A 25,232-nucleotide genomic window follows, 5' to 3' on the forward strand; every position below is an offset into this window, starting at 1 on the left:
GCGTCAGACACGGATCGATGGGCAGACCGAGCAAGTTCAGCCAGGCGCTGGCGGAAAAAATCTGTGCGCGCATCGCCGACCGGGAGAGCCTGCGCTCGATCTGCCGGGATGAGGACATGCCGGCGAAATCGACGGTGCTCTCCTGGCTGGCGGATGAGGACAAGGCGGCGTTCCGGGCGCGATATGCGCTGGCGCGCGAGATCATGGCCGACAGCTTCGTCGACGAGATGGTCGAGATCGCCGACAATAGCAGCGACGACTGGATCGAAAAGAAGAATGCGGCCGGCGAGACCACCGGCTGGCAGGAGAACGGCGAGGCGATAAGGCGCTCGCAGCTGCGCATCGCCACCCGTCAATGGGTCGCCGAGAAGCTCAGGCCGAAGAAATACGGCGCCAAGGTCGAAGCCGAACAGAGCGTGAGCGGCGAAGTCTCGCAATTGCTGGAGGCGGTCAATGGCAGGACGCGCGGACTTCCAAGCGGCGGTTGACCAGTTTTCCGACTGGCGCTGGCGGCTGAACAATCTTTACTGGATCACCGACAAGGCGGGCAGGCGCGTCCGGTTCGAGATGAACCTGATGCAGACGAGCTTCTTCGACGAGATGCATTATCTCAACGTGCTCTTGAAAGCCCGCCAGCTTGGGCTGACCACCTTCATCCAGATCTTCATGCTCGACGCCTGCGTCTTCAACCGGGATATCAGGGCCGGCACCATCGCCCATACGCTCGGCGACGTGCAGACGATCTTTCGGGACAAGATCAAATATCCCTATGACAATCTGCCCGAAGGCATCCGCAACGCCGTACCTGTCGTCAGGACCAACCAGAGCGAACTGCTGCTCTCCAATAATTCGAGCATCCGCGTCGGCACGTCGCTGCGCTCGGGCACGCTGCAATATCTGCATATTTCCGAATATGGAAAGCTCTGCGCCAAATATCCCGACAAGGCGCGGGAAGTCAGGACCGGCGCCCTGAACACGGTGCAGGCCGGCCAGATGGTCTTCGTCGAAAGCACGGCGGAAGGTCAGGAGGGGCATTTCTATTCACTCTGCGAGGATGCCCAGGTCAAGCAGCGCCAGGCGCTTGAGCTGACCGAGCTCGACTTCAAGTTCCACTTCTTTCCATGGTGGAAGGAACCGCAATATTCGATCGCCCCTGAGGGTGTCATCATCAGCGACGTTTTCGTCAAATATTTTCGTCAGCTTGCCGAGCAGGGGATCACGCTGACGGCGGGGCAGAAGGCCTGGTACGTCAAGAAGGCCGAGATCCAGCTCGGCGATATGAAGCGCGAATATCCCTCGACGCCTGATGAAGCTTTCGAGGCGAGCGTCGAAGGCGCCTATTATGCCGACCAGATGGCGATCGCCGACGCCGAGGAGCGTATCGGTGTCTTCCCGCATGTGGAAGGTTATCCCGTCCACACAATCTCCGACATCGGCATGGACGACACCAACAGCGTTTGGCTGTTCCAGGTACTGCCCGGCCGCGTCAGGATGATCGGCTATTTCGAGCATACCGGCACCGGCATGGACGGCATGCTCGATGAACTGGAGCGCCGTAGCGCCGAACATGGCTACGTCTACGGCGTCCACAACATGCCGCACGACATCAAGGTCAGGGAATGGACGCGCGGCGGCATGACCCGCATCGAGATCATGTTGAAGGAGGTCAAGGCCCGTGGTCTCGGCACGGTGCGCAAGGTCGAGCGCGCCTATGTCCACGACCGCATCAACGGCACGCGGCGCATCCTGGCAAAGGTCGAGTTCGACCAGGCCGGCTGCGCCCAAGGCATCAAATGCCTGCGCAACTATCGCAAGGACTGGGACGAGGATCTCGGCGTCTTCCGCGACGAGCCGCTGCACAACTGGGCTTCACATGGGGCGGATGCTTTCGGCGGTCTCGCCATCATCTTCACTGGCCTGGCGCCCGAACAGTTGAAGCCCGAGCGTAAGCCGCTGCCGACATTCCAGACGATGACTTTCAACGAATTTGCCGATTCCACCCCGAGACAGAGCGAGCGTGTTTGATGGAAGACGAGACGATGGCTTTGGAAAGCGGGCTGCACTTGGATCCGGCAAAGGTCGGCGTCCATTGGCAGCAGGAGCTCGAACGCGCCCAGCGTTATTTCAAGTCCTGGCACGACCGCTGCGTCAAGATCGAGAAGATCTATCTCGACCAGCAATCGGACCAGACGAGCGCCGCGAAGCGCCGCTTCCCGATGCTCTGGGCCAATACCGCGGTGCTGCAGCCGGCCGTCTATGCCCGCGTGCCGCAGCCGGTCGTCGAGCGCCGCTTCAAGGACGCCGACCCCGTCGCGCGCATCGCCTCGGAAATCGTCGAGCGCAATCTCGCCTATGCTGGCGACGAGGCCGATCTCGACTCCATCATGCGGGCGGTGCGCGACGATTTCCTGCTCTGCGCCCGCGGCACGGTGTGGCTGCGTTATGAGGCCGATTTCGAGCCGCTCGACATGGGCGTCGCGCCCTCGGACCCGGCGGCGGAAAACGGCTTGCCCGGCGGATTGGGCGCAACCCTCGAAACGATTGCCGACGAGCGCGTCTGCATCGACTATGTCCACTGGTCGGATTTCCTGTATTCGCCGGCCCGCCGCTGGAAGGATGTCACCTGGGTGGCGCGGCGCGTGCCGATGAGCGGCGAGGAGATGGAAAAGCGCTTCGGCCGTGAGGCGATGGCGTCAGGCGCGGCCCAGGCTGCCGGTGCCCGCAAGGGCGAAAGCCAGGCCGAGCGCGCCGAAAACGAAGGCAGGACCCATGTCTGGGAGATCTGGTGCAAGAGCGAGAACTATACCATCTGGATCGCTGACGGTTCGCCCGTCGCGCTCGAAGTTTCCGAGCCGCCGCTGGAGCTGACGCATTTCTGGCCTTGCCCGCGCCCGGCCTATGGCACGATGTCGACGAGCTCGCTGATCCCGGTTCCCGACTATGTTTATTATCAGCAGCAATGCGATGAAATCGATCTTCTGACCCGGCGCATCAACAAGCTGACCGATCAGCTGCGGCTGAAAGTCTTCTATCCCTCCGGCGACGGCGCCATCTCGCCGGCGATCGAGAAGGCGATGCGGCCCGACAACGACATGGTGATGGTGCCGATCCCGGAATGGGCTGCCTTCACCGACAAGGGCGGCTCGAAAGCTGTCGTGACGCTGCCGATCGACGAGGTGCAGAAGGTGATCGTCGCCTGCATGGCGGCGCGCAAGCAGCTGATCGAGGACGTCTACCAGATCACCGGCATATCGGACATCGTGCGCGGCGACACCCAAGCCTCGGAGACTGCGACGGCGCAGCGCATCAAGAGCCAGTGGGGCTCGATCCGCATTCGCGACCGCCAGGCCGAGCTCGCCCGCTTTGCCCGCGACATTATCCGCCTTGCCGGCGAAATCATCTGCGACCAGTTCCAGCCGGAAACGCTGATGCTGGTCAGCGGCATCAAGCTGCCGAGCATGGCGGAGAAACAGCAGGTGCAGATGCAGCTGCAGCAGATGCAGATGGCGGCCGGGCAGGCGGCCATGCGGGCGCAGCAGATGGGTCAGCCGGCGCAGGCGCCCCCCGCAATGACGCCGCCGGAACTGCCGCCGCAGCTGCAACGGATGATGGGCCAGCCGACGATCGACGAGGTGGTGCAGCTCTTGCGCAACGACAGCATTCGCGGCTTCCAGATCGACATCGAGACGGATTCGACGATCGAGCCCGACGAGGACGCCGAAAAGCAGCGGCGCATGGAATTCGTCCAGATGGTCGGCGGCTTCATCCAGCAGGCGGGCGCGATGGCGCAGCAGAACCCGATGCTCGTCCCCGTCATGGTCGAGACGCTGCTCTTTGCCGCCCGCGGCTTCCGGGCCGGCCGTCAGCTGGAAAGCACGCTGGAGCAGGTGGGCGCCCAGCTTTCCCAGGCTGCGACCGCGCCGAAACCGGAACCGCAGCCGCAGCCTTCGCCCGCCGAGATGCTCAAGCTGAAGACGGCTGAGGTGAAGGCCGGTGCCGAACAGCGGAAAGCCGACCTTGGCGTGGCGCAAGCCGAGATCGAGCATCGCGCCATGCTGGAACAGGCGCGCGGCGAGGCGGCGGCGCAGGCGATCGACCAGATGCGCGCGAGCTATCAATAAGCCCGGGAGCAACAGCATGAGAGAACGTTATTGCCGCGTCTGCGGCGGCTGGCACGCGCTCGACGCCTGGCCGCACAATTGCATGCCGGTGAAAAACCTCGCGCGGTCGGACCTGCCCGCGCCGCATTTCGTCAGCGACAACATCGAGATCCAGTCGATGCATGACGGCCGGCATTACACTTCGAAAGCCAAGCTGCGCTCCGCCTATCAGGCGGCCGGCGTCGTCGAGATCGGCAATGAGAAGCCGCAGCCGATCGAAAAGCCGAAGACGGACCGAAAGGCGATCCGCAACGAATTGCGGCGGGTCTACGCCGAATACAACGCCTGAACCTGAACGGGCATCAATCCCCGAAATAGGAAATCCCAAGATGGATATGGAAGACCTGAACGAGGCCGGCAACGGCAGCGAAGATTTTGGCTCGGAAAAGCCGGTCAGCGTCCGCGACAGCCTGAAGGCGGCGATCGACACTGTCGAAGGCGGGCCGGGCGATCTGCCGGGCCAGCCGCGCGACGGCGAAAATGGCCGCTTCCTGCCCAAGGGGCAGGAGCAGGCCGCTGCTGCCCGGACAGGGCAGGCGGCCCCGGGGGCTCGTGGCCCACAGCAGACAGGCGAGATTGACAGTCGCCAGCAGTCCGCCGTCCCCGGTAACCGGGTGCCGCCCGGCTGGTCGGCGGAGGCCAAAGCGCAGTTTTCAAGCCTGCCCGGCGAAGTGCAGGCGGCGATCGCCAAACGCGAGCAGGAGGTCGATCGCGGCTTCCGCGTCCTCCAGGATTACAAGGGGCTCGAGGAGTTCACCCCGATCGTGCGCCAGGCCGGCATGACCCATGCCGATGTTATGCGCCGGGCGATCGAGTGGGAAAACGCGCTGATCCGCGATCCCGTCAACACCGTGCTTCACGTCGCCAAGGTGGCCGGCGTCAATCTTCACGCCCTGGTCAACGGCCGGGCAGGGGAGGCGATGCAACGCCATGAGCAGGGCCAGACCGGGCCGATCAATGTCGAGGCCACGGTCGAACATGTTTTGAGGAAGAGGGACACCGAAACTCAGGTCGATGCCTTTCTTTCCGATCCGGCAAATGCCCATGCCGAAGACGTTCTCGACGACATGGTCGCCCTCATCAATTCGGGGCGAGCATCGACACTTCAGGACGCCTACGACGCCGCATGCTGGATGCGTCCGGACATCCGCCAGCAGTTGATCAGCCAGACTGCGCCGGCTTTCGTCCACCAGCAGCAAGCCCAGAGGGCCGCAGCGGCAGATCAAGCCCGCCGGGCCTCGCGATCCATCTCTGGATCTTCCGCTCCGGGCCCGACCCGCGATGCGGCAAGAGGCCAGCCCACGTCAATCCGAGACTCGCTTCGCGACGCCATGCGTTCCGCGCGCGGTCAAGTCTGATCAAAGGAATGATCAATGCCCATTTCGCCCAACCTCTCTGAAATCGTCACCACGACGCTGCGCAACCGCAGCGGCACGGTCGCCGACGACGTGACCAAGAACAACGGTCTTCTCACCCGTCTCAACAGCCGCGGCCGCAAGAAGCCCGTCTCCGGCGGTCGCACCATCGTCCAGGAGCTGCAGTATCAGGAAAACAGCACCTTCAAGCGCTATTCCGGCTACGACATCCTCAACGTCCAGCCCTCCGACGTCATCACCGCCGCCGAATACGACCTGAAGCAGGCCGCGGTTGCCGTCTCCATGTCCGGCCTCGAACAGCTGCAGAACTCCGGCGAGGATGCGATCCTCGATCTGCTCGAGCAGCGCATCGAGAATGCCGAGACGACGCTGAAGAACAATATCGCGCTCGACTGCTATTCCGACGGCACGGCCGATGGCGGTCGGCAGATCGGCGGCCTGCAGCTCCTGATCTCGACCTCGCCGACCTCCGGCACGGTCGGCGGCATCTCGCGCGCCACCTGGGGTTTCTGGCGCAACCAGAAATTCTCCGCCTCCGCCGATGGTGGTGCGGCCGCCACCAATGCCAACATCCAGAGCTACATGAACCGGCTCTACATGTCCTGCGTGCGCGGCTCCGACGCGCCCGATCTCGTCGTTGCCGACAACAACTTCTTCCGCCTCTACTGGGAATCGCTGCAGGCGATCCAGCGCATCACCTCGGCCGACAAGGGCATGGCCGGCTTCCAGTCGCTGCAATATATGGGCGCCGACGTGATCTTCGACGGCGGCTTCGGCGGCGGTGCGCCTCTCAACCAGATGTTCTTCCTCAACACCAAATACCTGTTCTACCGGCCGCACCGCGACCGCGACATGGCGCCGATCGGTGACGAACGCATGAACACCAACCAGGATGCCTTCGTGCAGCTGATGGGCTTTGCCGGCAACCTCACCATGAACAACGCCTTCCTGCAGGGCGTGCTGTTCGCCTGATCGAACGAAAGGATCAACATCCATGACCATCGCAACTTCCCAGACCGATCGTCTTGGCGCGAACCCGTTCGTCGTCGAAGGCCCGATCGTCGCCGGCTCCGGCATTCCGGGACCGAACTTCGCCCTCGGCGCGATCGCCGGCGGCGACCGTGAATCCGAATGGGTCTATTGCCAGCTGGTGCTGGCCTCTCAGACGACCCTGCAGCCCGGCCAATGGTTTCAGTGGAGCCGGGACTATGTCGCCGCGCTGCTGACCACGGCCGCCGCCGTCGTCGGCCAGCGCTGCGGCGTTTTCTCCGGTGCGGCCCAGCCGCCGACGCTGACGGGCGGGCCGGTTGGCGCCGTGACGCTTCAGCCCGGCACCTATTATGTCTGGCTGCAGCGCAACGGCCAGGCGCCGGCCCAGGTGGCGAGTGCAACGGCGGCCCTCGTCGTTGCCGAAACGACCACCACGGCGGGCCAGGCAAGCGCGCCTGCCTCGGCGACCGTCGGCACCAAGGCGATTGCCAACGTCAACTTTGCTGCCGCCAACCAGACGTTTGCGGCAACGACGGTCAACGGTTCTCCCGTGCTGACGAATCTCTCCGGCCTCAATGCCGGGTCCGGTCCGTTCATCGGCGCGGCCGTTGCCGGCACCGGAATTCCGGGCGGCACGACGATTGCGGGCATCACCTACGGCCCGAACGGCGTCGTCCAGAGCATCACGCTCTCGGCCAACGCCACCGCCAACGGCACCGGCATCACCATCACGGCGACCGGCGTGCTGGAGGCGACGCTGATGCGGCCGTTCCTGTCGAAGGTGAACTAAACCACGTCAGTCAATGGGCGCTTCGGCGCCTGTTGAGACTGCTGCTCCGACCTCTCTTTCGTCATGCTCGGGCTTGTCCCGAGCATCTGCAGCAGATCCTCGGCACAAGGCCGAGGATGACGAGGAGGGGCGCTCCCACCGTCCATCCAAATCTCCCCGCCATCAACAGCGAGCAAGCACCATGCCCGAAAGCCATACCGGAATTTATGCCTCCTTCAGCCTCGAGCCGGTCGAGCAGACCTTTCTGACCGAGAAGGAGGGCCGGCCGATCTTTGCCGACAAGGAATTCGTCCGCATCTTCATCGCAGGCGACAAGCACACCGAGGTCTATCGCGAGGTCACCGACAACGACAAACAGCGTTTTGCCGACGCCTATAAGCGTTTCAAGGACGGCGCCGCCGCTCGCGAGCAGCTGACCGGCACGCCGCTTGCGCAATGGCCCTATCTGAAGCCGAGCCAGATCAAGGAGCTGGAGGCGATTAACATCTACACCGTCGAGCAGCTCGCCGCCCTCTCCGACACGGCCAAACAGAAGGTCGGCATGGGCGCCAACGAGCTGACCGCGGCTGCTCGCGCCTATCTTGCAACGGCCGAGAACTCCAGCGCCGCTTCCGCCTTTGCCGCCGAAAACGAAAGGTTGAAGGGCGAGGTCGGCCGGCTGCAGGAGCAGATGAAGGAAATGGCCTTGCGCTTCGAGGCGCTCGAAAGGGAAGGCGAGGGCAAGGGCCGCAGCCGCGCCGCCTGAACCAGCATTCGAAACCTCAACCGGAGATCGCCCGCATGTCGCTGCTGACCATCATTCAGAACGTCTGCGCGGAGATCGACCTCGATCCGCCGACGGCCGTCATGTCGTCGGCGGATCCGCAGATCATGCAGCTGCGCATCCTCTCCACCCGCGCCGGCCGCGACCTGATGCGGGCCCATGACTGGTCGGCGCTGATGGTGCGGCGGCAATTCCAAGCGACCGGTACCGCCCCCGAGCCGGCCGAGCCCCCTTCCGACTGGGATCGCTTCGCCGCCAATGCGCGGATCTGGAACGTCTCTCGCCTCTCAGCGCTGAACGGCCCGGTGGAGCCGCAGACCTGGCAGCGCCAGACCATCCTCAATGCCAACCCGGTGCCGCAGATCTGGCGCATGGCGGCGGGCAGGCTCGACATCTACCCGAATGTTGCGGGTGAGACGATCGAATATGCCTATGTCTCCGGCTTCTGGGTGGCGGTGAACGGCGGCGCGGCCACTGCCGCCAACTGGGCTAACGACACCGACACGGCGCTCTTTCCCGAAGAGCTGCTCGAACTCTCGCTGATCTGGCGCTGGAAGCGGGCGAAGGGCCTCGATTACGGCGAGGAGCTTGCCTCTTTCGAACGAGCCAAGGAAGCCGCCATCGGCGCCGATCGTGCCGCAGGCCCTGTCGACCTTTCGCTGCCGGCGAGGGGACAGGCATTCGAGAATTATTGGCCCGGCACGATCACGGTGACGCCATGACCCGCAGACCTGTCCCTCCGAACGGCCGCACCCGCCGCGTTTCGCCAGGCAAAGACTGGATCGCGCCGATCGGCGGCTGGCGAACCGATGTCGAGATGGCCGATATGCCCGAAGACGCAGCCTTCCAGCTCGACAATTTCTTTCCCGAGGCCAACCGCGTCCGCGCCCGCTACGGCTTCCTCGCCTTCGCCACCGGCCTTGGCGCCGACGTGCAGACGGTCATTCCCTATTCCGGCGTGAGCAACAGGCTCTTTGCCGCCGCCGGCGACAAGATCTTCGACGTCACGGCAGGCGGTGCGGCCGGCGCGCCTGTCGTCTCCGGCCTCGCAAGCGCCCATTGGTCGGTGCAGCAATATACCAACCCGGCCGGCCAGGAATTCCTGCGTCTCGTCAACGGCCTCGACACGCCGCTGATCTTCAACGGCACCTCCTGGACCAACAATTTCCTGGTCGGCACGGCGGCACTCGCCACCCAGAATGTCGCCGTGCGCAACACCGCCTATACGCTGAGCTTCTTCGGCACCGGCTCGGTGACCCTCTCCGGCGCTTTCGCCGGCACGCTGAACGGAACCGGCGCCGGCAACCGGGTGTCGCTCACCTTTACGCCGGCGGCCGGCACGCTCACCGTCACCGTCACCGGAACTGTGACCAATGCCCAGCTGGAAAAGGGCGTGGCCGCCACGCCCTATGTCGCCTCGACGATGATCACGGGCATTCCGGACGCCTCGCTGCTTTGCGCCGTCACCGCCTATCGCTCGCGACTGTGGTTCATCGAAAAGAACTCGACCAATGTCTGGTACCTCGCCACCGACGCCGTCAGCGGCGCGGCGACGGCGCTGCCGGTCGGCGGCAACATGAAATATGGCGGCACGCTTGTTGCGATCAACGTCTGGACGATCCCGGTGTCGACGGGCCTGCAGCAATGCCTGGTGCTGATCTCCTCGGAAGGCGAGGTGATCGTCTTCCAGGGCTCCGATCCTTCCAGTGCTGCCAATTGGGGCCTGATCGGCACCTTCAAGCTCGGCCGGCCACTCGGCACCGATCGGTGCCTGCTGTCGGTCGGCGCCGATCTCGCGATCATGACCACCGATGGCATCGTGCCGATCACCAAGGCGGTGCAGCTCGATCGCGGCGCCGCCAGCCTCGGCGCCATTACCGCCAGGATCGGCCCGACATGGCGCGCGACCGTCGCGGCGACCGGTACGACCTCGCAGGAATGGCAGCTTTCGAGCTTTCCGGCGCGGCAAATGGCGATCGTCAACCTGCCGTCTTCCTTCGGCCCCTATCAATATGTGATGAACACCGAGACCGGTGCCTGGTGCCGCTTCGTCGGCATGCCCGCTTCCTGCTGGGCGAGCTGGCAGGACCGGCTGTTCTTCGGCGCCGCCGACGGCACGCTTTACGAGGCCGAAGTCGGCGCCAACGACAATGGCGCGGCGATCGACGCGCTGATGGTCGGCGCCTGGAGCCGCTTCGGCGACGGGCTCTCGACCAAGCTTTCGAAGCTGATCGGGGTGACGGCCGAGATCGGCGTGTCCACGCTGATGTATGGCGGCATCTCGGTCGACTATCAGACGAAAGTGCCGACAGCGCTTCTGTCGTCGGTCGAGAACAATGCAGCGGCGAAATGGGGAACGGCAATCTGGGGTATTTCGAAATTCCCTGGCCTTTCGCTGGTGCGCAAATTCGCCTCCGCCGGCGGCGCCGGTTCGGCGCTTGCGCCCACCATCCGGGCGCTGATCTCGGGCTCGTCAGGCTCGGTCTCGGAAGCCGCTGTCGTCGGCGGCTCGCTGCTTTACGAGAGGGGCGCGCCGATTTGATCGTCTGCGAACCCAGTGCCGAGATCGCCGCCTGGGTCGGCGCCAGGATCGGCGTCACCTTCCACCCGCCCTACACCACGCTTGCCCATGTCGAGCGCGGCCGGATCATCGCCGGCTTCGTCTTCAACGTCTGGACCGAGCACGATATCGAGATCTCGCTCGCCGCCGACCGGCTGTCGCTGACGCTGATGCGCGCCGTCTTCGACTATGTCTTCAATCAGCTCGGCTGCCGCCGCGCCACCTGCCGCACCCGCGCCGACAACATCAGCGCCCAGAGGCTGCTCGCCAGAGTGGGCGCTGAGCCGGAAGGCCGCCAGCGCGGCTATTTCGGCGATTGCGACGGCCTGCTTTACGCCATCATGAAGGAGGATTTTCCCCATGGTCTCCACGCCAAAGGCCCCCAAGGCGCCTGATCCGACCCAGACCGCCGCGGCGCAGACCGCCACCAACGTCGACACCGCCATCGCCAATGCGGGCCTCAGCCACACCAACCAGTACACGCCCGACGGCTCGCTGGAATACAGGGTCAGCGGCTATCAGACGATGACCGACCAGAACGGCAAGACCTACAGGCTGCCGACCTATTCCGCCTATCAGACCTATTCGCCCGAGAACCAGGCGATCTACGACCAGACGCAGCAGACGCAGCTCGGCCTTGCCAGGCTCGCCAACGACCAGACCGCCAAGGTCTCCGGCATCCTCGGCACCAATGTCGACCTCAGCGCCGGCAATGTCGACAAATATGTCAACGATCACTGGCGCTCCGGCTTCGACAACCAGTGGAACCGCGACCGGGCGAGCCTCGAGCAGAGCCTCGCCGACAAGGGCATCGCGATGGGCTCGGCGGCTTACGACAACGCCATGCGCGATTTCTCCACCCGCAAGCAGGCCGCCTCCGACCAATATCTCGGCGACATGTATTCCAATGCGCAGAATTCGATCCTGACCGAGCGCAACCAGCCGCTGAACGAGATCTCGGCGCTGATGTCCGGCTCGCAGGTGCACCAGCCGAGCTACGTCAACACGCCGGCCACCCAGCTGCCGACGGTCGACCAGGCCGGCCTGATCAACGAGAACTTCAATCAGAAGATGGGCCTCTACAACCAGCAGCTCGCCCAATCGAACGCCGCCATGGGCGGCCTCTTCGGTCTCGGCGGCTCGCTGCTCGGCGGCTGGGCGAAATCCGACCGGCGGCTAAAGGAAGACATCCGCCGCGTCGGCACGCTGGACAACGGCCTGCCGGTCTACGCCTTCCGCTACAAAGAGGGCGGTCCGATGCAGATCGGCCTGATGTCAGACGATGTGCGCGAGATTCACCCCGACGCAGTGTTCGAACATGCAGACGGCTTCGACCGTGTCAACTACGAAAGGGCAGTGGCATGAGGGGTTTCCTCTTTGGTGGCGATACCGGCAAGAAGCAAAATGAGATCAGCGACGAGCGCAAGCGGCTGGCCCATGCCATGCTGCAGCAGGGAATGGATGCGAGCCCGGTGCAATCTCCGTGGCAGGGCGCGGCGCGCCTTGTCCAGGCCCTGATGGGAGGGCTGGCGATGCGCCGGCAAGAGCAGGAGATGGGGGCTGATGAACCCGGCAACGACAATTTCGCACCGCTGCCCGGCAACCCGCCTGTTCCCGGTGATAGACCCCTCTATGCCCCACTTCCAGCGGCGAGCGATGGCCGTCAGCAGCCCGCGGCGGCGCCTGCCGCCCAGAAGGGCGAAAAGCCAGGTGAGATCAGCCCGCAGACGCAGGCCGAATTCTTCCTGCAGGAGGATCCTCGTCTGATCGCCAGACTAAACGCCGCCAAATCGCTCGAGGAAGCGCAACGCCTGATGAACAGAGCCTGGGCTTTTAAAGGCTACGATGAGCCGGGGAACGAGGAGGTCGCCCACCGGCTCACCAGAGCCCGGAGCTTCATGCCACAGTTTCAGACGCAAGGCGCGGCCGATCCCTTCGCTCTGCCCGACACCCCGCCCATTCCGACGCCCCGGCCGGCTTCCGGCAATCCGCGGGAGACGATGAACAGAGGCCGCGAAGGGGCAGGGGCCGCGCTCGTGAATGCGCTCCTGGCGCGGCTGTAAAATGGCCGGTGACAGGCGCGATTCAGGCTTTCAAGGGCAGCAACTCGTGAAAGCTCGCTCGGCGCCGGGAGCAGCCACCATGGCGCCGCCGGCAATTTGACTACTGCACAACTTTGGGCCTCGTAATCTCGGGGCCTCTTCCTTTCGGAGCAAGGTAAAATGCCCAGAAACCCATCAACCGGCGTCTATTCGAAACCCGCCGGCACGACACCCTCCGTCGGCCAGGTCATCGATCCCGCGCCATGGAACGCGTTGACCGTCGACCTTGGCAACGAAGTCACCAACTCGCTGCCGCGCGACGGCTCGGCGCCGATGACAGCGCCACTCAAGGCGGCAAGCGGCACGGTTTCGGCGCCCGGCATCGGCTTCGCCACCAACCCGCAAACTGGCCTTTATCTGAAGGGTGGCGGGCTCTTAGGGTTCACGCAGAACGGCGTCGACGTCGGCTTCGACAAGGCGTTGGTCTATGCGGCGAAGTCGGGCGATTACACGGCGGTGGCCTCCGACGACAATGCGGTCCATCGCTTTACCCAAGCCGTGACGCTCACCCTCAACGCAGCGGCAACGCTCGGCGCAAACTGGCGCTATTGCGTCATTGCCGATGGCGGCGACGTGACGATTGATCCCTCCGGCTCGGAGACGATCGATGGTGCGGCAACGCTTGTTCTCAAGAACGGCTATAGCGTCAACATCACAAGTTCGGGTGCCGCCTTTTTCACCGATAAGCTTTCCACCAGGATCGGGAGTAAAGCCGATAGTTCGGCTGTAGGGGATTTCGTCGTCGGCCTCATCCCTTCCAACAACGGTAGCAGCCCGAACACCCATATCGACTTCACCCCCGGCTCGGCCAGGTCGGGGTCGAGTTTCGTTTCCAGCGCGGCGTCGTTCACCAAAAGGGTGACGGGAACATTTGCGGCAGGAACGGGCGCGGGCGGCCTCGATGCCGGCGCCGTCGCAGCAAATGCGACATACTTCGCCTATGCCTTGCGCAAGGACGCCGACCTGTCTTTCGACGTGGTTTTCTCGACCTCAGCGACGATCGGCGGCATCACCACGACACTGCTCACCGGCTATACCATCGTCAAATGCATCGGCGTCGTGCTGACCGATGGAAGTTCGAATATTCGGCCGTTTGTCCTGTATCCACGTGACGAATATACGTTCGTGATGCCGGTCAAGGATGCGATCGGTGCTGCTATCTCTACGACTTCGGCACTCCTGGCGCTGACAGTGCCAAATGGGGTTAAGGTCAAGGCGAAGCTGCGCTTCGAGTTCACATCGTCGGCAACGACCAACGCGGCTCTGCTATCAGACCCTGCACAAGGTGCCCTTGTAGCCGGCGCTGGCAGTGACGGCGCCAACGTCGGCTCTATCCAGGTAGCGAGCGGTTTTGCAGTGGGATCGCAGGAGATATGGACAAATACGAGTCGGCAAATTCGTATGACGTTGGGCGGGTCAACCGGTAGCATCTGGATCTGGACCGATGGCTTTCATCTCCCTTGCGGAAGGAGCTCTTGAATAAGCTCCACGCCTGTGTTTGACATGCTGCTATCACGCCGGGAGTAGAAATGGCACAGGTCGACAAGGCATCGTATCGCAATCGAGGCGGCATAATCCAACGGCTCGTTACTGCTTATAAGCGCTTCCGCTATTTCACCGCGGCCGGCGAGAATCTCGTGGTGAAGCCCAGCGCTGAGTTTCGCCTGGTCGGTCATGCCATCTTCAAAGTTGGCGATAACGTCACGATCCAAGACCAGTCGTTCTTTCAACTTACAATGCCAGAGCCCAAAGTCTTTATCGGCAACAACACCGTAATCGGCCGGCGCAACATCATTACGGCGAAAAACCGGATATCAATCGGCAATGATGTCCTAATCGGCTCTGATGTCCAGATCATCGATCACGGCCACGGCATGAGGCGCGATACGCCAATCAGGCTTCAGAAGGCCGAAATCGGTTTTGTCGAAATTGGTAACGATGTTTGGATTGGCGCTGGCGCCAAAATATTGATGAACGTTACGATAGGGACTGGAGCGGTAATCGGGGCAAATTCCGTGGTAACTACGGACATCCCGGACTATGCAATTGCAGTTGGTTCACCGGCGAAGGTCATTAAATACCGCAGCTAAATCGGTCCGGCCAATAACAAAGAGCGGTAGTGAGGAAATGCCGGCGTCTCGGCGTCTCACACACCGCTATACTGTCAAAGTGCTCGCAGCGTCACATTTACCAAGCCACTTAAGTGGGCTTTCAACTCGCTAGATTTGATAAAGCGAAAATATAGATACTCGTATGCGAGAGATGCGTTATCCCACGAGATTTTTTTGGATGATATTTCAAGCTCAGCTTGCGGTCCACTCAGATCGATATCTTTTGCGCTGGCCCAGGCGTCGCAGAAAAAAGCGATACGAGCGGGGTTCGTCGAATGAACTGGCTTTACGCCTGGCGCCGAGTCGATGCCGAAGAACTCTATGTGATGAGGCGTAAATGCCATCCTGGTCTGTCCGCCCCAAATGATGTGAAATTTCGAGGTATAATCAGCAAACCCATATTCCGAGGCCTCGCCCGGCATCGGAAACTTGTCGGTGATCCAATAGTTCGAAAAAGTCGACCATTGTGGATTATCAATAAGATATTGCGAGACCGCCAAGTCTTTTGCCGCTCGTGCCTGCCAAGCTGCGTAACTTCCCCACCACCGATTTGTAAATAATGTAAGAACGACCAGAAGTAACACGAACGAAGCTCTCTTGCCCTGCAAGCTAGGCGTTTTTCGCTCCAGAAATCGCAAAACACCGACCGCGATCACGGCCAGGGGAAGGGGCATCAGAATCCCATTTCTCATCAACACCCCAAGCTCCGGACTCTTTCCGACAAGGATATAGGGAAGAGTTCCGCAAAGAAGTGAGAAGAGCCCAAAGCTTACTATCTTAAGGCCGCCGTCTGGTCTCCGATTGTCGATATCCGGATTCCCGGCGGGTGGCGTTCTCAGGAGGAAAAATAAAGTGACAAAGAACATCGAATATATGAAAACAGCAAAAAATACATAAAAATTAAACTCAAACCAAATTGCAATAGGTCTAAACGCAACAGGCTTTACAATTCCGTTAACCACGAATCGGTAAGCATTATATGCGATGCTCGGGAGATTTATATCAAAGCTGTTATAATTCTTGTAAAGACCAGTTTTCTCATAATAAAATCCCTTATACGCCCAATATGCGATAGGAAGAGCTGCAAAATCTAGTTTTGATCTGCAGAATGAAAAAAATGTGGATATGAACCCTCGTAAGCCAACCCGCCGGGCCGCGTCGTTACTGTGGACGAGGTATGCAAGGAGGAAAGCAGCGGCGTAAAGTACAAGCAAAGAATTAAGCGTAAATGACGCAAAGTAAATAAGGAGGGATGCCCCTCTGGAGAGGTAGTGAAGGCCTCCACGAATCCGTTCAACTGAGATAAATAGGTACGTCGCCACCAAGAATAACGCATAGGCGTTGAAGTAAGTTGAGTATGTGATTATTACTGTAACGGTAGTTATTGGTAGCAGGTTCGAAAAAAGCGCAATATAAAAAGATTCTCGTTCATTGAGAAACCCGCTTCTTAAGGCGATAAGATAAGAAAAAATAACAGCGACGTATACGCCGAAAATTACTACAGATTTAAGCAGAAAAACATTTGGAATATAAGATAGAGGCCAAACGTAATATGTGAACATTGGTACAGCTGCGGACGAATACATGTTCATGATTGCGTTCCAGTCTCTAAAAAATAGTGACGAGAACAGGCCGGCGTCTTCCGCAAATATCCCTTCATTCAAGAAGGCCATCCAGTGCGTGCACAAAACTGAAATAGTCAGCAGAACCAAGCTGCTGATCCTGGGCACGCGTTGAATGTAGTCGCTCATGATGTCTCCTGAGATTCCAAATTCCCCAAAAAGTGGCTGCGGAAATGCTTTACGCGGTATCAATCTCTAGTGGCGAGCACGTTCAATCCTCCGCCTGTGGGGATGACCGATCTAACAAAGTCCGGGTTTCGCGGTAGTTTTCGATTTCTGGCAACATCGGATATCTCATATCCCATGCTCCAGAGTGAATTCAGAATCGCGTCAAATTTTTCTGGCTGCGATTTGTATACGTACGGCGCAAGCTCCAATAGAATTTTAGGCTGGTACTTTTCTATTGTTGCCTTGGAGCCAAGCAACACATCGCTTTCGTTTCCGTCAACGTCCAACTTAACGAAATCAATGCGATCGATCCCGTTTGCTGCAACAAATTCATCAAGTGTACTCATAGCCGCGCCAACTGTACCCATCAGGCGGCCGTGATGTTCAACATGCAGATCGCCTGTAGTTTCTAGCGGCCAACTCGAATACACCGCGTCAGGCAATTTAGTGTCAGTTGTTGCCATGAGCATCATCTGATGGGCGCTGATACGCGGCGATAACATTGGATTGAGTGCGATATTCGCCTTCTGTTTTCGGAATGCAAAAGCGGTCGGTTCAAAGGAAAACACCTTGCCGCGTGCTCCGACAAGTTGTGCCAACGGCAAGGTATGTGCTCCGATGTTTGCGCCGATATCGAGAACGACATCGCCTTCGTTCACTAGCCGCGCATAGAGCTTCAGAGTTTGCACCTCAAAACCACCCAGGACGTAGATTGCCAGATCTATCCCTTCCTTGAGGTCGATAGACCAAGTCACTCCCCTCCGCACGGCGATAAGCTCTGACGGAAGGTGAAAAAGACCGCGCCCCCAAAGAATTGCCGTCGAAATAGAGCGCGCAATCCTGATTTTGTTGCTGGTCGATAGCATGTGTTTTCGTCCTAAGTTGTTGGTGGCCTCACGGACGCGAGCGTTTGCTGAGGATCAGATTGCAGTATTGGCTGGCGTCCTGCGGGTCAAACTGAGCGCCGTCAAAATTATGCAAAGCAGCACCGCGGATCATTTGTATTTCCAGATCAAGTCGATCGATAAAGGTGAGGAGAGCTGCCGCATCCACGCCGGCCTTTGAGAGGCCGTAAGGCCAATACTCCATCAAAATCTTGATATTCACGTTTTCCTGCAGCACGCGCTCAGCGCCCCGCAACACGCTGAGTTCGTAGCCTTGGACATCGATTTTAATCAGATCTACGCGCGTTCCGCTTGGGAAATACTGATCGAGGCTCATGACTGGGACACTGATTGCCTGTCGACCGTCACCGCTGTCAAAGGTACGATGATCGACATTTAACTCGTCAGATATGAAGAGTTTGATAGCTCCGCTTCGCTCCCCAACCGCAGCATGATTAAATCGAACATTGCCCAGGTTCCGCAAATTTTCTCTTAGTCTATGATAGTTCGCGGGGGCGGGCTCAAAGGCATGCACAATCCCACGGCTGCCGACAAGGCCTGACAGAAAGCGAGTGTAAACCCCGATATTTGCACCCACATCCACAATCGTCATGTCAGGCCCAACAAGCTCTCGTAGTAGCGCTCGCTCAGTCCGATCTGAATAGCTCTTCCATACGCGATAGATTGGGTGGTAGAGCGGAAAACAATACCTATACAGCAGATTGGCGATGGAGATGATCGTTGTGTTCATCGTTGTTACTTTGCGATCAAGTGCGCGCTAAAGAACGACGCGAACAGTCTGGGAAACGTACGGGCAAGCCGCCTATCAAGCGGGAGATAGAGCCGATAAAGCCAGTGTGGTACCGGAAATACTCTGGATATGCCTCCAGTCGCCATGTAGGCGATACTCGTAAAATAACCTAGTTTGGTCGCCTTTAAATCGTATTGATTTGACAATGGTGCTAGCCAATCGTGACGCGAAAAGAACATCATATAGGGCATTGCCTGGTTTGAAGACGATAGGGGACCTTCAATCGTGTCTAGAACGGGTTGCGAAATTTGGAAATTAACCGGTTCATGATGGAAGAACTTAAGCAAGGGAAAGGAAACGGCAGAGAAAAAAGGTTCAACGAGTACCAGCTGCCCCCCTTTCTTAAGCTTTCGGCTTGCGCCGCTTAGAAAGAAAATAGGATCACGCAGGTGATGTAGTACATTTGTCATGGTGATCACATCAATACTGCGGTCCGGGATATCCTGTAAGTCTGCGATGTTATGACAATCAAAAACGATGTCTAAATATTCGAGATTGAGGACGTCTGTAGTTGTTACATGCGGCTGGAATATTTTCAGTGGTGATGTGCCGCTACCTATCTCTAGTACCTTTTTCTGAGAAAAGTTTGGGATATCGTCGAACAACTGTGAGTACAGTTCGCGATACCAAAGCATTAGATTGCGATTGCTTTGAAGTCGGTTACGATTCTCCAAAGTCGTTGCTAGGTCATGATCGTAAAGTTCTGTATTCTCGATCTTCATCTCAGATGAACTTTATTCGCCGAGCAGAAAAGGCGAGCATCGCCAATAGGATAACGCCGTGGCGCCAACGAGAAATATTTGTTTCTCCATAAAGCCTTTGGCGATAGCAGATTGGAACCTCAACTATCTTGAGGCCCATTCTTGCCGCGCCGAAAATTAGATCGAAATCTCCAAATGGATCGAAATCGCCGAAGTAGGAACGATTTCTGGCGAGCTTCAGATAATTGGACCTACTGATAACCTTTGTTCCGCAGAGGGTGTCTTTGAACCGTTGGCCGAGAACAAACGAGAAGGCCATAGCAAAAAACTTGTTCCCTAGTAGGTTGAAGAAGCGCATCGCTTTCTTCTCCATTGGATACACAAGCCGGGTTCCGTTGATGAATTCGCCCTTGTTGTCCTTAATCGCAGCGTAGAATTTTGGAAGATCCTCGGGTGGAACGGTCATATCTGCATCAAGAATCATAAGGATTTCATTCGAAGCAAGGCGGAATCCCTTTCGAACAGCGTCCCCTTTTCCCTTTCCTTCTTGCTGGTCAATTAGAATTCTACGCTCTGATCCATAGCGGGCTTGTGCGGCCTGGATCGCACTCCAGGTCTCATCCGTTGAATTGCCCTCGACGAAGATAATTTCGTCTTTGGGCCCCATGGGTGGAATGCGCCTGACAATTGCGTCGATATTGCCGGCCTCATTTCGAGCGGGCACGATGATTGAGACGGATGGCGCGTCGACTTCTTTCATCGCTATAGGTCTTGCGACGGCGATGTTCAAAAGACAAAGATTTCTGAATACTGGCAGAGGGGCGATGTAACGGTTGATAAAGTTGCTGACGAGCGGAATATACAGCGGGACTAGGACTTTTTGATCTAAGCTGATCAACTCGAAATTTTCGAGTTCCAGCAGGTTACGAACGTCCTCATGCGCTAACCAGTTTGCCTCAGGTAAGTTGCCTCGCCAGCCCAGGGCCGACGCGAGATTAACCAAAGGTCGCCATAGGGCGCTATAATAGGTAAGAACGAGGCGGGTTTCCGGATGGCACGCCTTATGCAGATCGGCGAATAGCTTTTGAATGTCGCGTTCATAGTGGATAAGTCCACCGATCACTAAGTATTCGGCGCAGGTTTGCTTAAGCTGTTGATAAGGAAGCACTGCATTTTCTCGAAAGCTCTCAGCGGAGGGGCTTTCGCTAGACTCTGGACGGAACGCGACTCGACCTTGGGGCATCGCACCTATTAGAAGTGACGAAGCAGGATCGATTTCTACGACGGAATTTTGAGGAAGTATAAAAAGCTCCAGGTACTTCCGGAGAAGGGAATAGAAATATTCTCTCATTAGTTCTAACTTTGCAAGACGCGCGCCAAGCGCCACCGGCCGTAAAGGATCGCTGCCGGCAGGACATAAGCTGTGAAAAATAGGAGATGGATAGCTGTCGCTACAAGAAAGCCTTCAGTGGATGAGCGCCCCAGGAGAATGAATGCAGAAACTACTGAAGCATGAAAAGTTCCGATACCAGAGGGTGCAGCAGGAAGCATCAGGCCTAGAGCCCCTGCGAACAACACGACGAGCGCCTCTTCGTAGCTGAGTGCCACTCCCACAAATTGTGCGGCAAACACATACGAGAGAGCGTACGCTGACAACCACATTAACAATGTAAGAATGCTGGGAGAGAACAGGTTGTTGAGCGTCATTTGCTCACCCACGCTGCGTATTAGCACTGCGACATGTCTATTAAAGAAGGATTCATGCCCGAAATAAGTGAATACCGCGCGGGCCCATCTCAGGAGAAGCGCGTTAAAGTATTTCACTAGCACAATTGCACCGAATGCAAGTCCGAGAGCCGAAGATATTGAAACAAATAGTATGTCAGTGTGGGCGGAATCCATCGATAGTGTTAGGATTACAGCAGCTAATACGCCGACGGCAGCGATCGTAATCAGATCGATTACCTTTTCAACCATTAGACTGCCAAATACCTCGGCTTGAGCTATTCGGCCTACGACATGGCTGTAGTGGACTCGCAACAGATCTCCACCTCTTGCAGGGAGAAACATATTGCCGCCGAGGCAGAGAATGGAGGCTATAAGAGAGGTGCTCTTGTTAAGTTTTCCACCTATCAGCAGCTGCCAACGGCAACCGTATATCACGGCAATCAAAAGAGCCGTAATCGAAAATGGCCACAGAGATGCTGGGTGAACGCCTTCCTTAAGTATACGAATAGTATCTTGCCAGCTGATCGAGCTAACCAGGAACGCAAGCAGTGCGAGGCTCACAAGATAAGCGAAAAAAGTGCGAGCACTTATTTTTGAACGAGCTTGTGCGGCCATCTAATTCGATCTTCGAAACCTGAGAGTCTTGAAGGCTAGACAGGCCGTGACTCCTGCCACTGGCCCCGGCAAATCTGGGAACACGACATACAGAGCGGCACCGCTTTAGCCGTATTCCGGCCCTCGACTACCCTTAAGAGAAAACTTTAGCAATAGACAACGATTATTGTACTGAGCGGTACCTTTATTGGGTCGCCGCGGAGCCACAGTTCAACACTCGTCTCCGTTCGGGAGGCGGGTTTATCCACAGCCCTCCGGAGTTCCCGATGCTCGTCCACAACTGGCGCGCCGTGGTCAGGCACGCCTGGTCCGTCCGTCTGATGGCGCTGGCGCTGCTCTTCATAGTCCTTGAGCCCGTGATCAATTTCGTCGCCGCAACTTGGGTGTCGCGCAACCTCTACATCCAGATTGGCATGTCTACGGCATCGGGGCTCTTCGCTGCGGCGGCGATCGTCGCCCGCGTCTTCGTCCAGCAGAAAATCTCAGGAGAACTGAATGGCAAACCGCCTGCAGAAAGGTAGCGCCGCAGCCGCGATGGCAGTTGCATTGGTCGGAAGCTTCGAAGGGCTCCGGCAGCACGCCTATCCGGACCCGGCCACTCAAGGCCAGCCGTGGACGACCAACGGTGTGAAGCCGGGCGAGCAAGCGCGCCAACTGGGCCATCGTGACACCCCGCAAACAATAAACTCTGACGCGAGTAACCTTTGGGGGCGCTTCCAATCCCGGCATGATTGCGCTATTCCCGCCGAGAGACGGAGGGATTGGACGTTGGATGCTCTTGCACATCGGGAGTCGGAGATACAAGCGCGCGGTCGCATACGTGGATTGGATGGGCTTAGAGCAATATCATTGCTTTTGGTGCTGATGGCTCATTGGTCACCAATCCCTTATCTCAACAAAGTCGCCGAATGGGGGCGGGGCGGCCTATTAATATTCTTCGTGATCAGCGGGTTTTTGATCACGAGAATACTCATAGGCCTGGCTCGCCGAAGACCTCGGATTGAGGGGGTACAGCTTCTCAAAGGCTTCTATGGTCGGCGATTCTTCCGAATCCAGCCTATCTATTATCTGGCGCTCGCATTTGTCATTTGCATGGGATTGAATGGTGCTGTGCGGGAGGATGCGATTTATCACGTCTTCTTCGTGCAAAATCTTTCAAATGTGGTGCTCCGGAATGATATCGGAACTTACGGACCAGCCGCTCCGTGGTGGTCGCTTGCAGTTGAAGAGCAGTTTTACGTTTTCTGGGCCCCGATCGTTATCTTCTTCCGGCCGAATGCTTGGAAGCTTTCGCTATTCGGGGCATTTGCGGTCGCGATCGGCTGGCGTACTTTCGCCTGGTACGCCGATCTTGGCCAGGCGAACGTTCTGGTCACGCTCGGAAATCTGGATTCACTTGCTGCCGGCGCAGCGGTCGCCATCATCACCTCGACAGTTCGGATTACCCCAGCGGTGTCGCGCAGCTTCTCGGCGATGATGGTGGTTGGCATCGCGGCACTCTGCCTGCTGTCATATACAGAGATGAGCCAAGGAATATTCGCGTTTCGGAGTAGCCTTGTTGGAAAAGCGCTTGCCGATGTGCCGGTTTATATGATCGCCTCATCGCTTATATTTTTCTTCGCTGTTGGCGGCGCGAAAACCGCAGCGAAGGTGATGGAAAATCCCGTCCTAGTGTTCATAGGCAAGCGTAGCTACGGTGCCTATGTCTATCATCAGGTCGTGAACTACACGTTCTTTTTCGTCATTACACCGCTTTGGCTGGAGCCAAATTTTGGCATCCAACGTCAGTTGCATGGTTTCACTGAGTTTTGGGCTTTCACGTCGATCACGCTGCTGTTGGCGGCCTTGTCCTACAAATACATCGAGCAGCCGATATTCAGGGTTCGTGATCGGATCTATCCGACTACTTGATAGCGTTCATTGAACGTGTCGACCTTACTGAATGGCGAAAAACAGGTCGCCCGTCTCCTTTCGAGACGGGTGCTTTGCCGTATTCAAAATCTGGAGCCTCCCATGCTCTCGCCGACTGGCGCGCGGTGATCAAGCACGCCTGGTCCGTCCGTCTGATGGCGCTGGCGCTGCTCTTCATCGTCCTTGAGCCCGTCATCAATTTCGTCGCCGCAACCTGGGTGTCGCGCAACCTCTACATCCAGATCGCCCTTTCCACGGCATCGGGGCTCTTCGCTGCGGCGGCGATCGTCGCCCGCATTTTCGTCCAGCAGAAAATCTCCGGAGAACTGAATGACAAACAGTCTACGGAAAGGTAACGCCGCGACCGCGTCGACCGTCACCGAGGGCTGAGGGTCCGACGCGGCGGCGCGGTTCCCGTTATCCAATGGTCGTGGCGCGTTTGCCGCGCATGGGCAAAAACGGAATCACCCTGGGGACGCGCGAGGCATACGACCGGTAGTCTGGGAATGCCGCCCGGAGCACCGTCTCTTCGTTGCTCATTCGGCGAAGTTGCAGACACCAATGCACGATTCCGAGAAATACCGTCCACGGAGAAAAGCTGAACAGGATCATTCCGATAATGAATATCTCCTCGGTCAGATAGAGCGGGTGCCGGACGATGGAATATGGCCCCGTTGTGACCAGAGCTCTTGCGCCAGGTGCTATGCTGAAACTGCGGCCGAGGATCGCAAGCATATATGCCGATGAAAGGAAGCCGACGATCATCAGAACCATTGCGGCAAGGCGCACAGCATCTGGCAACGCCATTGGCGGAGGCAGGAAGGCGATCAGCAGGAAGAGGAAGGTGCCTCCCATCGCCGTCAGGTATGGTTCAACGCCGCGCGCAGACCGCACCTGGGGCATTCTCGTCAGGGTCACGACACACATCATGCCGATAAATAAGATCGCAGCGATCTCAGCTATCAGGAATACGACGCCTTGGGACGGATAGTCGCCGGTCGTCATCGTCCGAGCGATCTTGGTCCACACAACAAGTATTGAATAGGAGCAGATGCCAATCCTGCCGATGACATCTGCAATAATCAAGTGTCGATTGTTCATTGGTGCCCCCGCGTTGTTTGGACGCATCTTCGCACGGTTGCGGAAAGTGGCAATCGCAACCGTTTAAATTGGTGAATACCAACTATTAGGGATATGACTTACACGGACGCGCCGCCGGCGGTGTCCGTCAATGCAATGACACGCGATGCGCCAGCAGCCGGTCGATGCCGGCCCGGATGCGAATGCGGCGGATGATCTCGACGTGCGTGAAAACGCAGGCGAGCGCGGCCACGACGATCAACGCGGTTCCGATCAGCGCTGTCGGCAACGGCAGTGACCAGTCGATATAGCCATCGGGGAGTGACGCCCCACTGCGACCTGCTTCGGCTGTGCTTGCGGCGGCATTGGCAAGCACCAGCCCGAGCAGCGCAACATGCGCATGAACGAAGCGCGCCCTAAGAAACCGTTTCGGATGAAAAGCAAGATAGATGCCGAAAATCGTCATCGATGCAAACGCAGCGAGAAGTTCCCACGGTCCCATCCCTGCCGCGCTGAGTAACATGAGAGGCAGGCGCAGCACCGGCAGCAGCGTCAGGTAAAGCTCCCAAGCAAACGGGCGTGATGGATACATGGCCAGCAGTAGCATGCTGGCGGCAAATACCGCACCGATGGCATAGACCAAAGCAGGTCCGAGACGAACAAAAGTCAGAACCAAGATTCGCATTCGCTTTCCTCCTTCGGCAAGCTCTGGTTCCAGGCAGAATATTCGCAAATGCTTGAGCAAGGCTTATCGCTCGATCGGCGCGGCATGAATGACTCCGGCTGCGGCGATTTGCAACCTTCCACAAAACTTATCCACCTTAACGAGGCGATTTCATGAACATCGGTGGCGCGAGGTG

The 25,232-nt window shown here is 58.4% G+C and carries 26 protein-coding genes and 1 pseudogene; 19 read left to right on the top strand and 8 right to left on the bottom strand.

Annotated features, from left to right (window positions below; translation table 11 throughout):
• Nucleotides 1–17 precede the first annotated feature (17 nt).
• The 15 genes from HJB91_RS16375 (at nt 18) to HJB91_RS16445 (ending at nt 14,831) form a co-directional block, all read left to right on the top strand.
• A complete protein-coding gene (locus HJB91_RS16375) occupies nt 18–488 on the top strand; it encodes a terminase small subunit protein (RefSeq protein WP_221155446.1) in 471 nt (156 codons plus the stop codon).
• Entirely contained in the window at nt 454–2,025 is a 1,572-nt protein-coding gene (locus HJB91_RS16380) for a terminase (RefSeq protein ID WP_221155447.1), read from the top strand. The genes HJB91_RS16375 and HJB91_RS16380 overlap by 35 nt, the downstream gene beginning before the upstream one ends.
• A complete protein-coding gene (locus HJB91_RS16385) occupies nt 2,025–4,121 on the top strand; it encodes a hypothetical protein (protein WP_221155448.1) in 2,097 nt (698 codons plus the stop codon). Before HJB91_RS16380 ends, HJB91_RS16385 begins: the two co-directional genes overlap by 1 nt.
• A 16-nt stretch (nt 4,122–4,137) precedes the next feature.
• Nucleotides 4,138–4,449, top strand: a complete 312-nt coding sequence (locus HJB91_RS16390) for a hypothetical protein (RefSeq protein WP_210628750.1) — start codon at nt 4,138–4,140, stop codon at nt 4,447–4,449.
• Nucleotides 4,450–4,489: 40 nt separating this feature from the next.
• Nucleotides 4,490–5,518, top strand: coding sequence for a hypothetical protein (locus HJB91_RS16395; RefSeq protein ID WP_221155449.1), 1,029 nt, complete (start codon nt 4,490–4,492; stop codon nt 5,516–5,518).
• Nucleotides 5,519–5,533: 15 nt separating this feature from the next.
• Complete coding sequence (locus tag HJB91_RS16400; protein WP_064817688.1) at nt 5,534–6,508, top strand: phage major capsid protein; 975 nt, start codon at nt 5,534–5,536, stop codon at nt 6,506–6,508.
• 22 nt (nt 6,509–6,530) lie between these two features.
• Nucleotides 6,531–7,316 carry a hypothetical protein gene (locus tag HJB91_RS16405; RefSeq protein ID WP_221124254.1) on the top strand — a complete coding sequence of 262 codons (786 nt, stop codon included), beginning with the start codon at nt 6,531–6,533 and terminating at the stop codon, nt 7,314–7,316.
• 181 nt (nt 7,317–7,497) lie between these two features.
• Entirely contained in the window at nt 7,498–8,061 is a 564-nt protein-coding gene (locus tag HJB91_RS16410) for a hypothetical protein (protein ID WP_221122605.1), read from the top strand.
• Nucleotides 8,062–8,096: 35 nt separating this feature from the next.
• Nucleotides 8,097–8,801, top strand: a complete 705-nt coding sequence (locus HJB91_RS16415; RefSeq protein WP_221155450.1) for a hypothetical protein — start codon at nt 8,097–8,099, stop codon at nt 8,799–8,801.
• Nucleotides 8,798–10,621, top strand: coding sequence for a hypothetical protein (locus HJB91_RS16420; protein WP_221155451.1), 1,824 nt, complete (start codon nt 8,798–8,800; stop codon nt 10,619–10,621). The genes HJB91_RS16415 and HJB91_RS16420 overlap by 4 nt, the downstream gene beginning before the upstream one ends.
• Nucleotides 10,618–11,034: a GNAT family N-acetyltransferase gene (locus HJB91_RS16425; RefSeq protein ID WP_210628743.1), complete on the top strand. Its 417-nt coding sequence runs from the start codon at nt 10,618–10,620 to the stop codon at nt 11,032–11,034. Before HJB91_RS16420 ends, HJB91_RS16425 begins: the two co-directional genes overlap by 4 nt.
• Entirely contained in the window at nt 11,000–12,004 is a 1,005-nt protein-coding gene (locus HJB91_RS16430) for a tail fiber domain-containing protein (RefSeq protein ID WP_221155452.1), read from the top strand. Before HJB91_RS16425 ends, HJB91_RS16430 begins: the two co-directional genes overlap by 35 nt.
• Nucleotides 12,001–12,702: a hypothetical protein gene (locus HJB91_RS30790; RefSeq protein ID WP_259669905.1), complete on the top strand. Its 702-nt coding sequence runs from the start codon at nt 12,001–12,003 to the stop codon at nt 12,700–12,702. The genes HJB91_RS16430 and HJB91_RS30790 overlap by 4 nt, the downstream gene beginning before the upstream one ends.
• 159 nt (nt 12,703–12,861) lie before the next feature.
• The gene (locus HJB91_RS16440; RefSeq protein WP_221122609.1) at nt 12,862–14,220 is read left to right on the top strand and encodes a hypothetical protein; all 1,359 of its coding nucleotides are present in this window, start codon (nt 12,862–12,864) and stop codon (nt 14,218–14,220) included.
• A 50-nt stretch (nt 14,221–14,270) separates the two neighbouring features.
• Nucleotides 14,271–14,831 (top strand): DapH/DapD/GlmU-related protein, encoded by a 561-nt coding sequence (locus HJB91_RS16445; RefSeq protein WP_221122610.1) that lies wholly within the window; start codon nt 14,271–14,273, stop codon nt 14,829–14,831.
• Nucleotides 14,832–14,905: 74 nt separating this feature from the next.
• Here HJB91_RS16445 and HJB91_RS16450 read toward each other — a convergent pair whose 3' ends face one another.
• Genes HJB91_RS16450 through HJB91_RS16475 form a run of 6 tightly spaced genes read right to left on the bottom strand, consistent with a single transcriptional unit; the run spans nt 14,906 to nt 21,381 of the window.
• Entirely contained in the window at nt 14,906–16,603 is a 1,698-nt protein-coding gene (locus HJB91_RS16450; RefSeq protein ID WP_221122611.1) for a hypothetical protein, read from the bottom strand.
• A 59-nt stretch (nt 16,604–16,662) separates the two neighbouring features.
• Nucleotides 16,663–17,508 (bottom strand): FkbM family methyltransferase, encoded by an 846-nt coding sequence (locus tag HJB91_RS16455; RefSeq protein ID WP_221122612.1) that lies wholly within the window; start codon nt 17,506–17,508, stop codon nt 16,663–16,665.
• A 28-nt stretch (nt 17,509–17,536) separates the two neighbouring features.
• Entirely contained in the window at nt 17,537–18,277 is a 741-nt protein-coding gene (locus HJB91_RS16460; protein ID WP_221122613.1) for an FkbM family methyltransferase, read from the bottom strand.
• A gap of 5 nt (nt 18,278–18,282) precedes the next feature.
• Nucleotides 18,283–19,059, bottom strand: coding sequence for a bifunctional 2-polyprenyl-6-hydroxyphenol methylase/3-demethylubiquinol 3-O-methyltransferase UbiG (locus HJB91_RS16465; protein WP_221122614.1), 777 nt, complete (start codon nt 19,057–19,059; stop codon nt 18,283–18,285).
• A gap of 1 nt (nt 19,060) precedes the next feature.
• On the bottom strand, nt 19,061–20,389 hold the full coding sequence (locus HJB91_RS16470) for a glycosyltransferase family 2 protein (protein WP_221122615.1): 1,329 nt from the start codon (nt 20,387–20,389) through the stop codon (nt 19,061–19,063).
• Between the two features lie 5 nt (nt 20,390–20,394).
• Nucleotides 20,395–21,381: a lysylphosphatidylglycerol synthase transmembrane domain-containing protein gene (locus tag HJB91_RS16475; RefSeq protein ID WP_221155453.1), complete on the bottom strand. Its 987-nt coding sequence runs from the start codon at nt 21,379–21,381 to the stop codon at nt 20,395–20,397.
• A 266-nt stretch (nt 21,382–21,647) separates the two neighbouring features.
• Between HJB91_RS16475 and HJB91_RS16480 the strand changes: the two genes are divergently transcribed.
• The 4 genes and pseudogenes from HJB91_RS16480 (at nt 21,648) to HJB91_RS16495 (ending at nt 23,648) form a co-directional block, all read left to right on the top strand.
• Nucleotides 21,648–21,902 carry a hypothetical protein gene (locus HJB91_RS16480; RefSeq protein WP_221122617.1) on the top strand — a complete coding sequence of 85 codons (255 nt, stop codon included), beginning with the start codon at nt 21,648–21,650 and terminating at the stop codon, nt 21,900–21,902.
• Nucleotides 21,877–22,023, top strand: a pseudogene (locus tag HJB91_RS16485) (lysozyme); the annotation flags it as partial. The gene HJB91_RS16480 and the pseudogene HJB91_RS16485, both read left to right, overlap by 26 nt.
• Nucleotides 22,009–23,292 carry an acyltransferase gene (locus HJB91_RS16490; RefSeq protein WP_311044444.1) on the top strand — a complete coding sequence of 428 codons (1,284 nt, stop codon included), beginning with the start codon at nt 22,009–22,011 and terminating at the stop codon, nt 23,290–23,292. The pseudogene HJB91_RS16485 and the gene HJB91_RS16490, both read left to right, overlap by 15 nt.
• Nucleotides 23,293–23,447: 155 nt before the next feature.
• Nucleotides 23,448–23,648, top strand: a complete 201-nt coding sequence (locus HJB91_RS16495; RefSeq protein WP_221122645.1) for a hypothetical protein — start codon at nt 23,448–23,450, stop codon at nt 23,646–23,648.
• A gap of 61 nt (nt 23,649–23,709) precedes the next feature.
• On the opposite strand, the gene HJB91_RS16500 is transcribed toward HJB91_RS16495, so the two are convergent.
• Both HJB91_RS16500 and HJB91_RS16505 read right to left on the bottom strand, forming a co-directional pair.
• The gene (locus tag HJB91_RS16500) at nt 23,710–24,393 is read right to left on the bottom strand and encodes an isoprenylcysteine carboxylmethyltransferase family protein (RefSeq protein WP_210628730.1); all 684 of its coding nucleotides are present in this window, start codon (nt 24,391–24,393) and stop codon (nt 23,710–23,712) included.
• 127 nt (nt 24,394–24,520) lie between these two features.
• The gene (locus HJB91_RS16505) at nt 24,521–25,057 is read right to left on the bottom strand and encodes a hypothetical protein (RefSeq protein WP_210628729.1); all 537 of its coding nucleotides are present in this window, start codon (nt 25,055–25,057) and stop codon (nt 24,521–24,523) included.
• Nucleotides 25,058–25,232: the final 175 nt, after the last annotated feature.

This window comes from Rhizobium sp. NLR10b (genome assembly GCF_019685435.1).
Classification (GTDB): Bacteria; Pseudomonadota; Alphaproteobacteria; order Rhizobiales; family Rhizobiaceae; genus Rhizobium.